The sequence below is a fragment of the Pseudoalteromonas sp. HL-AS1 genome (assembly GCF_031198785.1).
Lineage (GTDB): Bacteria > Pseudomonadota > Gammaproteobacteria > Enterobacterales > Alteromonadaceae > Pseudoalteromonas > Pseudoalteromonas distincta.
This window is the reverse complement of sequence record NZ_CP133569.1, coordinates 2,074,602-2,088,524: the sequence shown is the minus strand read 5'-3', so window position 1 is coordinate 2,088,524 and position 13,923 is coordinate 2,074,602. Positions and strand designations below refer to the sequence as shown.

Genomic DNA, 13,923 nt, shown 5'->3' with positions numbered 1-13,923 from the left:
GGCTATTGTTAAACAGGTCAATAGTTAAATTTAAATAACAAATGGGCGCTCACAAGATCACACTGACACAACACAGGGCTATAAAAATGAAAAAAAGCTTAAACACTAACAGGTTACACATGCTCCCCATTTTAATTGGAGGATTGTGCGTTTTAAGTGGGTGTAATAAACAAGAGATTAACGCAAATAATAGCCAAAGCGCCGTAGCCAAAAAGGCTGAACATGAGCAAGGTGATTTATCACTTTGGCCAACGCTTAAAAGCAAAGTTGTTAAAACCCCTGAAATTGAAAATACAATTGCACAGTATTTAAAAACAATGACGCTTGAGCAAAAAGTAGCGCAAATGATCCAACCTGAAATTCGCGATATTAGTGTTGAAGATATGCGCAAATACGGTTTTGGTTCGTATTTAAATGGCGGTGGCTCGTTCCCGAATGCTAATAAGCATGCAACGCCTGCAGATTGGATAACACTTGCTGAGAGCATGTACCAAGCCTCGGTTGATGACTCAATTGATGGCAGTAAAATTCCGACCATGTGGGGCACCGATGCCGTACATGGCCATAATAATGTGATTGGGGCGACGTTATTTCCGCACAATATTGGTTTAGGTGCAGCAAATAATCCTGCATTAATTGAGCAAATTGCAGCAGCTACGGCAATAGAAGTAATGGCAACAGGCATAGATTGGGTGTTTGCACCAACTGTTGCGGTTGTGCGCGACGACCGATGGGGCAGAACGTACGAAGGCTACTCAGAAGACCCTGCAATTGTACGTGAGTATTCAGCCGCAATTGTAAACGGATTGCAAGGCAGAGCCGATGAAGACTTTTTAAGTGATAAACGCGTAATTAGTACCGTTAAGCACTTTTTAGGCGATGGCGGCACAGTAGATGGTGACGATCAAGGCGATAACATTGATAGCGAAGAGGTGTTATATAACATTCATGCGCAAGGTTATATAGGTGGCTTAACCGCAGGTAGTCAGTCGGTTATGGCATCGTTTAATAGCTGGAATGGTAAAAAAAATCACGGCAACAAATACTTACTTACCGATGTATTAAAAACAAAAATGGGTTTTGATGGCTTTGTTGTAGGAGATTGGAACGGACACGGACAAGTTGCAGGCTGTACAAATGAAAGTTGCCCGCAAGCTGTTAATGCGGGGCTTGATATTTTTATGGTGCCAACGGGTGCTTGGAAGCCACTTTATGAAAATACAATTAAACAAGTAAAAGCGGGCACAATAACAATGGCGCGAATAGATGACGCCGTAGCACGTATTTTACGCGTTAAATTACGTGCAGGTTTATTTGATAAACCAAGCCCCGCAAATCGAAAATATTCAGGTAAATTAAAACTAATAGGTGCGCCAGCACATCGCGATATTGCCCGCCAAGCGGTACAAGAGTCGTTAGTACTGCTTAAAAACAACAACCATTTATTACCGCTTAACCCATCAAGCAACATACTCATAGCAGGCGATGCGGCCGATAACATAGGCAAGCAATCGGGTGGTTGGAGTATTACGTGGCAGGGAACTAATAATCAAAATGCAGATTTCCCTGGGGCAACGTCTATTTATGCGGGGTTAAAAGCGCAAATAGAGGCTGCTGGCGGTAACGCTATTTTAAGCCCAACGGGTGAATTTAATACCAAACCCGATGTAGCCATTGTTGTATTTGGTGAAGAACCATACGCAGAGGGACATGGCGATAAAGACAACCTTGAGTTTGAACGTAACAATAAACGCTCTCTTAAAATATTAAAAACATTAAAGCAGCAAGGTATTGCGGTGGTGTCGGTGTTTATATCGGGCAGACCAATGTGGGTTAACAGCGAGCTTAACGCGTCAGATGCATTTGTAGCAGCATGGCTTCCTGGCACTGAAGGGCAAGGCATTGCTGATGTTTTATTATCGGATGAAAATGGGCAAGTACAGTATGACTTTAAAGGTAAGTTGTCGTTTTCGTGGCCTAAATCGCCACTACAAACCGCAGTAAATAAGGGCGATGCTGATTACTCACCATTATTACCCTATGGCTTTGGCTTAACGTATAAAGATGAAAGTACGCTTGCCAATAATCTAAATGAAGACTCAGGTGTTGATATTAGTAACCTTGCGCCGCTATCTATATTTAATGGCAGTTTTAAAACACCGTGGCGTTTGTTTTTAAATTCAAACAGCGAGCAGCACCAAGTAGCAAGTAACAGTGTAAAACTTGGCGGCATTACTTATCGCACTGAAGACAAAGCGATTCAAGAAGATGCGATGCAATTTAATTTTGATGGCACTGCAGCCAGCTATATCGAAATTAATAGCAACTTTACCGAAGACAAAGTGGCCTACATTGAAGCAAATTCAGCCCTAAGCTTTAGCTATAAAGTAAACCAAATACCTAGCTCACAAACATACCTTGCAATGAAGTGCGAACTAGGCTGTGGCGGCGAGCTTGATATTACCCGTGATCTTGAAAATGCGGATTTAAATAAATGGCAAACCATGAGTATAGATTTAACGTGTTTTGCTAAAAAGGGCGTTGATTTTGCCAGAGTAACCAGCCCTTTTATTATTAAAACGGCAGGAGAACTTAGCGTTTCAGTTGCAGATATTAGCTTTGAACCACAAGGCGCTGAAAGCGCCGTAGTTAAGTGTGAGTAGTAGAGTGCTTATAAGTTAAGTTTATTGTGTTGTCTCAAAGCCCTTTTTTAAGGGCTTTTTTAAGGGCTTTTTTAAGGTTTTTTTATGCTGGGCAATACTGCTTTAAAAACTCATGGTGAGGCGGTAATTGGCTGACGCGTTGCTCTATTTGTTGTTTAATACCGTGTAAAAAACGGGTGAGTTCTTCATCGCTCATCATGCTGGCTATTAAGTGATGTTGATTAGGCTCAATACCTTGACCAAGTATAACTTGTACCCACGAATCGACTCTAAAAATGTCGCCATCATCTAAAAATACACGGCCGGTTTGTTTAAACAAATCAATTTTATGCTGAAGTGTTTTTGGCACTTCCATGGCGCTACAATGTTGCCAAAACTCACTGTCATCGCGATTAGTTACTTTGTAGTGCAGCACAATAAAGTCGCGAATATTTTCAATTTCGCTTTTAAGTTGTTTGTTGTATTCGTCAATGGCGTGATTGGTAATGCCATTAAACGGAAATAAACGCATAAAGCGGATAATACCCGACATAATTAAGTGAATGCTGGTGGACTCAAGTGGCTCTACAAAACCGCTAGCAAGGCCAAGCGCTAAGCAGTTTTTGTTCCAGCCTTTTAAGCGGCGCCCTGTTTTAAATTTAATAATACGTGGCTCTGTAAGCGGCTCGCCCTCAATGTTACTTAATAATAGCGCTTTGGCTTGTTCGTCATCCATATATTGGCTGCAATAAACTAATCCGTTGCCTACACGGTTTTGCAGCGGTATACGCCATTGCCAGCCGCTTTTGTGGGCAATAGATCGGGTAAGTGGCAATACGGTCTCGCTGGTTGATTTTGTTTGCACCGCAATGGCGCTGTTACACGGTAGTAAATGCGACCAGTCTTCGTAGCCAGTATGCAATGCTTGCTCTATTAATAAACCTCTAAAGCCAGTGCAATCAATAAAAAAGTCGCCGTTAATGTGCTCGCCATTATTTAAAATCAATGATTCTATATGGCCCATTTTAGTGTTTTTTACTACTTTTTGTATTTTACCTTCAATGCGTTTTACACCTAATGGCTCTGAAAATTCACGTAAAAACTGTGCGTAACGCGTGGCATCCATATGGTAGGCATAGTTAATAGGGTTTTGCTGATTAAACGCAAATTTACCGGCTTTAGCCGCTTGCAGTTCGTAGCAGTAATCGCCAAATGGGTTGTTTATTCCGAGTGCTTTACCTTGCAGCCAAAAGTGATGAAATTCACCCGCCCAACATTCTTTGCCCGTTGCGCCAAATGAGTGAATATAATGCGTGTTTTCATCGCCCCAGTTTTCAAAGCTAATACCTAATTTAAAGCTTGCTTGAGTGGCTTTCATAAATGTTTGCTCGTTTATACCCAGCAATTTATGAAATGTACGAATAGGCGGAATTGTTGCTTCGCCAACACCCACAGTGCCAATATCGTCAGATTCAACAAGGGTTATGTTTATATTGTTGCCAACTAGTTTAGCAAGTGCTGCTGCGGCCATCCAACCAGCGGTGCCGCCTCCAGCAATTACTACGTTTTTAACAGCGTTTGTTTTAGTCATTATGTGGCTGCCCATTGTTTGATAAAAGGTGATTTAAAAGCGCGCGATTACTTGGCAGTCCATTTAAACACTGCGCTATTTTATCGCGATTTTGCTGATAATAGTAATCCCCAGCACGTGGGTCGTTAAATGTATTTTGTGCAGAGATTGTTTGTGTATTAAAGCCCATGCCATATAAAACGTATTGGTAACTGCTTGATGAAAACACTTCTTCGTTTTCAATAAAATCAAAGCGGCTAGGGGGCTGAAATTGCCAAAGTTTAAGTAAGTTTTGCAGGCGCTCGGGTGCGGTATTTAAATTACTAATATCTTGCCAATACGGAGTGTCGTCGCGCTCGCTTAGCACATAATGAAGTTTTAAAAACTCAATAACGCGCTGCCAACGAGTGCTAAAACGCTCATTAAAACGCGTTTCAAGCTGGCTCATGTGGGCGCGGTTTTGCGGGAGTTGCTCGCTTATCATGCTAATTGAAAGCTCAACCATGGCAAGTGCTGACGCTTCAAGAGGCTCTAAAAAGCCAGCAGACATACCAACGGCAACACAGTTTTTAATCCAAAATTTTTGCCTGTAACCAGGGCTGAATTTTAATACGCGGTAGTTAAGTTGCTCAGCTTGTTGCTCACTGGTGCTTTTGGCTATGTAGCTTTTAAGTGTACTTGTTGCGCTTTTATCGCTTTGATATTTAGTACTAAATACATAACCTGTACCACGGCGCGTTGGCAGGGCTATATCCCAAATCCAACCGTTACTTTGCGCTGTAGATAGCGTAGCAGAGGCAACTGGTTGATTGATGTGTGCATTAGGTATTTGCGCCGCAACAGCGCTGTTATTAAATAAAATATGATCTTGCGCTATAAACTCACTATTAAAATGCTCACCAATTAAACGAGCGCAAGAGCCTGAGCAATCTATAAATAAATCACCTGTTATATCGCCATTATTATTTGTTTTTAATGAGGCAATATAGCCATGATCGTCGTTAATAACCTCAGTTACATCGTCAATAATATGCGTAACGTTTAGGTTTTTAACACAGTGATTTTTTAAAAATTCAGCAAATTTACCCGCATCTAAATGATAACCATAGTTGGTAACTGCTGCATATTCAGGTGTTTGTAATTGCTTTGGTGCAAGTGCTGCTTGGCATACAAAGCTTTGCATATTAACAACGTCGGCAAATTTTTGGTTAGGTGCAATACGTTGCCAGCTGGCGTGTAAATTAGTGTGCTCGTAGCCTTGTGGATTCATAAAAGGGTGGTAGTAGTTTTCTCCCTCGCTGAGGTTGCGCCAATTTATAAATTTAGAACCTTGCTTAAATGACGCGTCGCACTGGGTTAGAAAATCACTTTCTTTAATGCCAATGCGCTGTAGGGTGTTGCGCATTGACGGCCATGTGCCTTCGCCGACGCCCAATATAGGCACGTTTGCCGACTCCACTAACGTTACATCAAGGTGCGGGTGTTCGGCAGCTAATAAGCCTGCGCTTAGCCAGCCGGCAGTACCACCACCTAAAACGACTATTTTTGTTATTGGTTTGGTCATGAGTTAACACCCTAAAGTTGATAACAATTAAACTAGCATTAATACTGTTTTAAATACAAAAAAGCCGCTAGTAAAAACTAACGGCTTTACTTTGTATTACCTTTAGAAGTTGTAACGCATACCAATATTGTAACGTGCACCTAGCTGTTGTAGGTTCCACAATTGTACTGACGTACGGCCATGTTCGCGGCTGTTTTGTTCAGTAATGTTAAGGCCTTCAACAAAAAACGATAGTTGCTCGCTGTAGTTGTACGCAACATTAAAGTCGATTTGATAATATTCTTCAGTAAAGCCTGGCTCGTTTACGTATCGAGCTGCGCTATTTAAAAACTTATCACGCCAGTTGTAAGCAATACGTGCTTGAAAATCATCGTTTTCGTACATTGCAATAAAGTTAGCTGTATCGCTTAAACCCACTAGTGCAAATTGTGTAGTAGTAGGGTCAGCGTTTACATCAAAGTCTATGTCGCCATTAACTGTGGTGTAGTTTGCTTGCACACCAAAACCGCTTTCACCAAAAAAGTGCTGAAAGGCAATTTCAAAACCATCAATAGTGGCATTTTTATTGTTGGTAGGTACTTGCGCTGTAAATTCTAGTAATGGGTCGTCGCTGTTAGCAATTACATCGTAAGCGGCTTCAAACTCTTCGTAGGTCATAGAGTCAAAATCAACGCCATTTTCTGTTGCGGCAACCATTTGAAATAAGTTTGAATCGGTTAGGGCAAGTCCGCGAGATTCTAGCTCAGCAATGGCAGCTTGAGCGCGAGGGCCCGCTGTTGCATCGCGTAATCCGTAGTAGTTTTGCGTCATGGGGGTTAAACCAATAAAGTTTTCGATGTCTTTAGTGTAATAACCTACCGACACATAACTTGTTTCTGCAAAGTACCACTCAGCCGATACATCAATATTATCAGATTCTAGCGGCACTAAACCAGGGTTACCTGTTGACGCAGTAGCCGGTGAAGAACCCGCTAAAAGAGTCGGGGCACCTGGTACACCAACAGTCGCTGCTGAACTTAAGTTATCGTAAGTTGGGCGAGCAATTGTAGTGCTATAAGAAAAACGCGCTTTTACGTTTTCGATTACTTCTATATCAAAGTCAAAGCTTGGTAAAAAGTGATCGTAGCTAGATTTAAGCGTGAAATCTTCTTTAGCCGAGCCAAAACGAACATTAAAGTCGTTATTACCTTCCCACGCTACTGCGTTAGGTAAGTCGATATTAGCCGTTGAGGTAATGTCGGTAGACTCTTGGCGCGCGCCAATCACAATGTTGTATGGCATATCGCCAATGTAACCATTGTAAGTAAATTGCACAAACGCTGCGGTTATGTCTTCTTCAATGGTGCGGTTTGTTGCAAATGCGCCATCTGCTGCAAAGTTAAAGCCGTATTCTTCACCTGCCCAGTAACCAATTTGCGATGCGCTGCCGGTATAACCTTGGTTGAACGAGCCTGATGTATCGTAGTCGTCAAACTCAGCTAAAAAGTTTGTTGGGTTTAGGTAGCCATCAGGTAGTTCGCCTGGGTTTTCTATACCCCAGTTACCCATTGTATTACGTGTAAGTGATTGCAGTGAATGGCTTTCCATAGAGCGAGACTCTATACCAAAGTCAATTGCGCCGTTTTCAATTTCGTATTTACCATGGATTCTAAATTCTGTAATTTCAGATTCTTGGCGAGCAAAGTTAGAATCTAAAATAGACGTACCCACATCAGAGGCATCTAATGTGTTATTACAATTTAGGTTGTCTCGGCGGCAATCATCAAAATCGATACTCATTGATGGAAGTTCGCGGCTAAAATCAACTTCTTGTGCGTTAACTACGTTTGCGCCCAAGCCTGCGTTTACCCAGCTGCCGTAAGGTGCATCTGGTTTGCTAGTGGCTTTTGAATTGTGCGCATCAAACATAAAGCTCAATTCTGAATTGAAATAGTATTCAACGTTTAAACCAATAGAGTCGTTTTGGTTAACTTGGTTTAGCTCTTGAAACGCTAAACCTAAATCGCGTGTTTGCTGATCGCGACGTTCTTCTCGGTAATAAATAGGAGTTTTTACCGTGTTGTCGTCAAATGTTAGCGCGCTTTTGTAGTTATCCATCCATATTGATTGCTCAGCACGGGCTTCGAATAAATCTTGTTTAGAATACGTGTAATCAAGCGTGGCTGTTAAATCGTCAATAGGGCTGTATTGCAGCGTTAATTGCGCGTTTGTACGAGTACGTTCTCTGTCAGCAATGGTGTAGCGCAAATCTGATGGCATTGAATAAAGCTGGCCAACGGCGGGTGCATTAGTTAAAACAATATCGTCTGCAGCTTGTGGGATTGTGCCGTCAAAAGCTGATGTGTTCCATTGATTTACAAACGCACCTGTTGATGAGCTATCGCGCTGTTGCATGCTTGCAGTTAACGAGGCACCAAATTTAGCTTCACTGTCGGTCCAGCTAATTAAGCCCGAAAGCTCAGGTGTTATGTCATCACCAACGCGGTTTGTTGAGTCGTGTAATGCTTTTAAGCCAATGCTTGAAACAAAGCCTGGATTGTCGAGCGGGCGAGCCGTATTAATATTAATTGTTGCGCCAATACCACCTGATGCAATGCTAGCTTTACCCGTTTTATATACTTCAACCGATTTAACGCTATCAGACGCTAAGTTTGCAAAGTCAAATGCTCGAGAGCTGGGTGTACCACCGCCTGCAGGCAAAGATGCCGCCGGCATTGTACGCCCGTTTAGGGTTACCATATTGTAGTCGGGGCCAAAACCACGAACCGTTACTTTAGAGCCTTCACCATTTGAGCGATCAATCGACACACCCGTAATACGCTGTAGCGACTCGGCTAAGTTGGTATCTGGGAATTTACCAATATCTTCAGCTGATATAGCATCTACAACACCGGCGGCGTCGCGTTTTAAACGAGTCGACTCTTTAATACTGCTTTTAAAACCAGTAACTTGGATTACTTCAACATCTGTATTTGCTTCTTGTGCATATACAGGCAAAGAGATTGATGCACCTAAAATCAGAGATAGGCTGGTCGCTATCTTTGTTTTTCTTACAATATGGTTGGACATTCGGTTTCCCTCGCGCTTTTATCATTATTATTAACAGCTTGTATGGGGCTGTTATTGTGTAGTTATAAATATTGTCAAATGTGTGGAAGCGCTTCCAGAAAAGCCTGTTTGACCATGGTTTGTGGAAGCGCTTCCAGAAATGCTAGTTTATATTTTGAATAGGGTCAACTATTGTTTTAATAAAATGAGACTAAATTGTTTTTAAAATGTATTTTTTTTAGATTTAATTTTATTTAAATTATAAATTACAGTCGGTTATAAAAAATCGTTTTAAATAGTTGTGTAACAACATTTTACTATAAGAAAACCGGTTATTGATTCATTTAGTTATTTACACACATTTATAAGGTGTTTAAATCAGCTTTTAGTAAGGGCTAAAATTAATAAGTAGGCCGTTGGTCACTCAACTAGGACAAAACTTAAATTAGTTATTACACTCAGCCATAGGCTCAACTTAAAACACTATTTATAGGTATTAATAATTATGAGCAATGTAAAACAAGGGTTAGCTGCAACCGCTTTAATTATGGCGTCGTTTAGTAGTATTGGCGCGCAGCAATGTAGTGATGTAAGTTTGCAAATTTTAGGCTCGGGCGGCCCTGAGCTTGACGATGGTCGCGCATCAACAAGTTACCTTATTTGGCACGAAAATAAAGCCAGAGTGTTAGTTGACGTAGGCTCTGGTGCCAGTATTGGGTTTGATAAAGCTGGTGCAAAATTTAGTGATGTTGATGCCATATTATTAAGCCATTTACACACTGATCATGCTGGCGATTTACCTAGTTTTATAAAAGGCAGTTACTTTACATCACGCGATAAAATACTTGCGATATTTGGCCCCCAGGGCAACCGTGTAATGGCTTCTACTAACGAATATGCACAAGCGTTACTAGGTAAGCAGGGCGCATTTAGATACTTAAGTGATTACATAGAAGGTAATGAAAACTACAAATTAGATATTCGTTCTGTTGCACCAACAAAACAAAATGAATTTAAACAATCACTACAAAGTGATTTGGCTGTTAATGCAATGACAGTTAACCATGGACCTATTCCGGCTTTAGCGTGGAAAGTGAGTATAGCAGGATGCGAACTTGTGTTTGCAGGCGACATGACCAATAAGTTAGGCATATTTACTGACTTTGCTAAAAATGCCGATGTAGTGGTTATGCACAACGCAATTGATGAAAACGCATCGGGCGGGGCTAAAAATTTACACATTACCCCAAGTCAAATCACTAAGGTATTAATTGAGGCTGCACCTAAAACGGCGGTTCTATCTCATTTTATGAATCGGTCATTAAAAAATCAGCAATTATTTAAAAAATCGTTAATTAAATCACTAAAAAGTAACGTAGTTTTTGCAGAAGATGGTTTAAAAATAAACTTATAAAGTATTGCGCATAAGGTGTTGCGAGTCGCTAGTTTTATCGCTATTTTAAAGGCTCTCTCATAGATGGATTTTATTATGCGCATTAAATTTTTAGCGAGCTTTTATTCTTTCTTCTTGTTTGCTCTGTTTGGTTGTGAAGATCAAAGTATGGCAATTCAAGGCAGTCCTCAGCTAAATAATAATGTAAGTAACTCACCCTCTAATCTCAAAGTAAACACACCTCCAGCAGCTCAAACAAACGAACCCGCTTTAGTACTCGGTATGCTAGCAACACATTGTAATAGTAATGAAGCAGCCTACATTAACGCAAAAATGCATAAAGTTGTGCGTAACCCAGATGAAAATACAGCCTATAAGTTAGAGCCTACCGATAAAGTGCTTTCTATTTGTGTTGCAAAAGATGACTCATCGCTTAGTTATCGATTTGGTAGAGTAAATGACATAGGGCTTGAAAAAGAAGCTACACCAAATGCACCATTTGGCAGTTACTACAGGCAAGTAGGGCGTATTGGCGAGAGTATTTTATTTTTTAGTAACGGCGAATATCACTACTATATTATTAACTCAGGCGGTATGGGCAGTGGTGTAACCGTTAATGTTTATAAAAACGATGCATTAATAACTGAGCTGTTTTCGGGTAATGATCCTTACGATGATTTTGTTATAGCAACCGATTTAAATTTCCCTAAAAAATTGGTTAGCGAAAAACAGCCATTTAATAAGCAAATGCAGTAAATAATGACTCCACAGCAGCAAAACGTAATAGAGCAAGGGCATTGGTTTAAAAACCGTAGCGCTTATTTAAAAAGCTTTTTATTAATGCAGGGCAAAACGCTCTCGCTAAAGGCTCAGCAATCATTATTTTTGCGAGGTGATAAGCACGATGGAATTTATGCAGTGCTTAGCGGCGTGGTGCGTATTAGTGGCGTAAGTAACGAAGGCAAAGAAGCCGTATTGAGCTTTATTGATTCATCACCGTGGTTTGGCGAAGTTACCTTGTTTGATGGTGGCCTGCGCACTCATGATGTATATGCACAAACTGATGTTGTGCTTTTTTACGTGCCCCAACGCGAGCTTGAACAGCTATTAAACGAACAGCCACAATATTGGCAAGAGTTTGGTTTATTGTTGGCACAAAAATTACGCCTAATGTTTACCTCAATGGAAGATCACGCATTACTAAGCGCTGAGCAAAAAGTATGCAATCGACTTTTAATGCTTAGCGAACATACAGAGCACTTAACACCGCTTGTTTTATCTCAGCAGCAACTTGCTGATATGATCTACCTAACGCGCCAAACTATTAATCAAATACTGCAACAGCTTGTTAGCCTACAAGCCATTAGTTTGGGGTATCAACGCATAACTGTTTTAGATAAACAAAAGTTACAGGCGCGTGCTACACAAGCTTAAATAGAGACTTTTTTATTTAGTTGGAACCAAAATTGCTACAGATAATGTAACGCAACAATGGATTTGAGCTAATGACTACAATAACCTTTAAAAATCAATATAGTAACTATAACTCTCCTGCATTAAATAAAGCGGCAGGACTAAGCGAAGTTGCGGCAACTAATACCCTCCCTAACGAAAAAACAAATGATGTTAAAGGCATAACCTCAGCTCCTAAAGAACCAACGTTTTTAGAAAGTGCTCAAGAAGCGCTGGTTTATCAGCGCTTAGGTGTAAACAAAAACAAAATAGACGAGCTAAAAGCGACAATAGAAGAACTCACTAAAGAGCTACAAGGAGAGGGCGCAGACCCTAGCGCAATTGCTGATAAAATTGATGAGCTTCAAAAAATGCTTGAGCAAGAGTATCAAAAAGGGCGCGAGCGAACGGATATGCAAGGTGAGCATGAGCCGGGTAAAATAATTTCTGCATTTGTTTAATTTACAAAATGTCGGATACCTGACATTGTTGTTGTGTCTACTTTTGCTAAAGTAAGTTTTATATATAAAAATAAAGGCAAAACAATGAAAACACTTCAACAGCAACTTGGTAAATATGGTTTGTATCATCGTTCTAAGCGCAATGTACTAACGCACTTTTTTGGTATTCCGCTCATTGTATTTGCGGCGTTGTGTTTACTTGCGCGTATTCAAATACCCCTTGGTAGCGTAGTAATTGATGGCGCACAACTTTTTGTATTAGCGTCGGTTGTTTATTATTTTATGCTGAGCTTTTCGCTTGGCTTTATTATGGCCGTAATATTCACTTTACTCCTTGTTGGTGCTCAGCCTATTGCGGCATTGGCGTTTTGGCCGTGGTTGAGTATTGGCGTAGGTGTGTTTGTATTTGGCTGGGTACTGCAGTTTATTGGGCACTATTACGAAGGTAAAAAACCGGCGTTTGTAGATGACCTAATTGGTTTAATTATTGGCCCTTTGTACGTAACCGTTGAACTACTATTTTTAATGGGCTTTTACAAAACATTAGAAGATGAAGTAAACGCAATAGCAGGCCCTACAAAGGCGTAAAATACATTACTAAGTACTTTAATAAAACCTAATAAATAACAATAAAAGGCAGATAACGCATGCAATATAATAATAAAACCGTGTGGATCACCGGGGCATCATCAGGTATTGGTAAAGAGCTTGCTATACAATTTGCTGAGCTTGGAGCGCGCGTTATTTTATCGGCGCGCAATGTAGATAAACTAAACGATTTAAAAGCAACGCTTAAAGGTGAAGGGCACTTAGTTGTGCCGCTGGACTTAGCCGAGCCAGAGCAGGTACTGAGTACAGTAACAGCAAAAATGAGCGAGCTTCCTGCAATAGATATTTTAATTAATAACGGCGGCGTATCGCAGCGTAGCTTATTTTTAGAAAACGACTTTAACGTGTATCGCCAATTAATGGAGGTTAATTATTTTGGCTTAATTGCACTTACTAAAGCAGTTTTGCCTACTATGGTGGCAAGGCGCAGTGGCTCAATTGTGTCTATTAGTAGTGTGGCGGGTAAAGTTGGTTCAAAATTTAGAACAGGTTACTCGGGTTCTAAATATGCGGTTGTTGGTTTTATGGATTGCCTACGTGCAGAAGTAGCACAACATAATATTCATTGTTTAACAATTTGCCCAGGATCTATTAAAACAGCAATTGCGCATAACTCATTAAACGAGCAAGGCATAGCGCAAAATAAACCAGAAGAGTCGATAGAAAATGGCATGGATGTAAGTGTAGCGGCTTCAAAAATGATTCGTGCCATTAGCGATAAAAAAGACGAAGTGATTATTGGCAAAGGTTTAAGTGGTTGGGCGCCCACAATTAAGCGCTTTTTTCCTACTTTGTTTAATAGGCTAAGCGCAAAAACAAACTATAGGTAGCGTCGTTTATTTCAAAGGCGTAAAATGCCGTAAATTTGATCAAATTAGAAAAGGATTCTAAATGAAGTATTTATGGCTGAGCCTGTTTTTTATTGTATTAATTTGGTCTGGTATTAACCCAAAAGATCAATTTACATGGCTGCTTGAAGTTATCCCCGCAATTATTGGTTTAGTGCTGCTAGCAAGTACCTATAGCCACTTTAAACTTACCCCTATTTTGTATACATTTATTTTAGCGCATTGCATAGTGCTGATGATTGGCGGGCATTACACCTACGCCGAAGTCCCTTTTTTCGACAACCTATTTGGTAGCGAGCGTAATAACTACGACAAAGTAGGGCACTTTTTTCGTAA

Annotated in this window: 10 protein-coding genes and 1 pseudogene; 8 read left to right on the top strand and 3 right to left on the bottom strand. The window is 40.5% G+C overall.

What is annotated here, in order from left to right; all coding sequences use genetic code 11:
• The first annotated feature begins 86 nt into the window (after positions 1-86).
• The gene (locus tag RB214_RS09730; RefSeq protein ID WP_309166452.1) at positions 87-2,663 is read left to right on the top strand and encodes a glycoside hydrolase family 3 N-terminal domain-containing protein; all 2,577 of its coding nucleotides are present in this window, start codon (positions 87-89) and stop codon (positions 2,661-2,663) included.
• Positions 2,664-2,745: 82 nt separating this feature from the next.
• On the opposite strand, the gene RB214_RS09725 is transcribed toward RB214_RS09730, so the two are convergent.
• From RB214_RS09725 to RB214_RS09715, 3 genes are all read right to left on the bottom strand, one after another.
• A complete protein-coding gene (locus tag RB214_RS09725; RefSeq protein ID WP_309166449.1) occupies positions 2,746-4,233 on the bottom strand; it encodes a tryptophan 7-halogenase in 1,488 nt (495 codons plus the stop codon).
• The gene (locus RB214_RS09720; RefSeq protein WP_309166446.1) at positions 4,226-5,776 is read right to left on the bottom strand and encodes a tryptophan 7-halogenase; all 1,551 of its coding nucleotides are present in this window, start codon (positions 5,774-5,776) and stop codon (positions 4,226-4,228) included. Before RB214_RS09720 ends, RB214_RS09725 begins: the two co-directional genes overlap by 8 nt.
• A gap of 102 nt (positions 5,777-5,878) precedes the next feature.
• On the bottom strand, positions 5,879-8,845 hold the full coding sequence (locus RB214_RS09715; protein WP_309166444.1) for a TonB-dependent receptor: 2,967 nt from the start codon (positions 8,843-8,845) through the stop codon (positions 5,879-5,881).
• A 484-nt stretch (positions 8,846-9,329) separates the two neighbouring features.
• Between RB214_RS09715 and RB214_RS09710 the strand changes: the two genes are divergently transcribed.
• The 7 genes and pseudogenes from RB214_RS09710 to RB214_RS09680 form a co-directional block, all read left to right on the top strand.
• Entirely contained in the window at positions 9,330-10,238 is a 909-nt protein-coding gene (locus RB214_RS09710; RefSeq protein ID WP_309166442.1) for an MBL fold metallo-hydrolase, read from the top strand.
• A 75-nt stretch (positions 10,239-10,313) separates the two neighbouring features.
• Complete coding sequence (locus tag RB214_RS09705; protein WP_262501180.1) at positions 10,314-10,973, top strand: hypothetical protein; 660 nt, start codon at positions 10,314-10,316, stop codon at positions 10,971-10,973.
• Between the two features lie 3 nt (positions 10,974-10,976).
• Positions 10,977-11,651: a Crp/Fnr family transcriptional regulator gene (locus RB214_RS09700; RefSeq protein ID WP_309166438.1), complete on the top strand. Its 675-nt coding sequence runs from the start codon at positions 10,977-10,979 to the stop codon at positions 11,649-11,651.
• A gap of 71 nt (positions 11,652-11,722) precedes the next feature.
• Entirely contained in the window at positions 11,723-12,130 is a 408-nt protein-coding gene (locus RB214_RS09695) for a hypothetical protein (RefSeq protein WP_309166436.1), read from the top strand.
• Positions 12,131-12,214: 84 nt separating this feature from the next.
• On the top strand, positions 12,215-12,718 hold the full coding sequence (locus RB214_RS09690) for a DUF962 domain-containing protein (protein WP_188161523.1): 504 nt from the start codon (positions 12,215-12,217) through the stop codon (positions 12,716-12,718).
• A gap of 59 nt (positions 12,719-12,777) precedes the next feature.
• Positions 12,778-13,569, top strand: coding sequence for an SDR family oxidoreductase (locus tag RB214_RS09685; RefSeq protein WP_309166433.1), 792 nt, complete (start codon positions 12,778-12,780; stop codon positions 13,567-13,569).
• 61 nt (positions 13,570-13,630) lie between these two features.
• Positions 13,631-13,921 (top strand): annotated as a pseudogene (locus tag RB214_RS09680) (DUF2238 domain-containing protein); the annotation flags it as partial.
• Positions 13,922-13,923 lie beyond the last annotated feature (2 nt).

Bases quoted from the DNA above. Each gene is read 5' to 3' on its own strand.
- RB214_RS09710 (WP_309166442.1), top strand. From the start codon at position 9,330: ATGAGCAATGTAAAACAAGGGTTAGCTGCAACCGCTTTAATTATGGCG.
- RB214_RS09705 (WP_262501180.1), top strand. From the start codon at position 10,314: ATGCGCATTAAATTTTTAGCGAGCTTTTATTCTTTCTTCTTGTTTGCT.
- RB214_RS09700 (WP_309166438.1), top strand. From the start codon at position 10,977: ATGACTCCACAGCAGCAAAACGTAATAGAGCAAGGGCATTGGTTTAAA.
- RB214_RS09720 (WP_309166446.1), bottom strand. From the start codon at position 5,776: ATGACCAAACCAATAACAAAAATAGTCGTTTTAGGTGGTGGTACTGCC.
- RB214_RS09725 (WP_309166449.1), bottom strand. From the start codon at position 4,233: ATGACTAAAACAAACGCTGTTAAAAACGTAGTAATTGCTGGAGGCGGC.
- RB214_RS09690 (WP_188161523.1), top strand. From the start codon at position 12,215: ATGAAAACACTTCAACAGCAACTTGGTAAATATGGTTTGTATCATCGT.
- RB214_RS09695 (WP_309166436.1), top strand. From the start codon at position 11,723: ATGACTACAATAACCTTTAAAAATCAATATAGTAACTATAACTCTCCT.
- RB214_RS09730 (WP_309166452.1), top strand. From the start codon at position 87: ATGAAAAAAAGCTTAAACACTAACAGGTTACACATGCTCCCCATTTTA.
- RB214_RS09685 (WP_309166433.1), top strand. From the start codon at position 12,778: ATGCAATATAATAATAAAACCGTGTGGATCACCGGGGCATCATCAGGT.
- RB214_RS09715 (WP_309166444.1), bottom strand. From the start codon at position 8,845: ATGTCCAACCATATTGTAAGAAAAACAAAGATAGCGACCAGCCTATCT.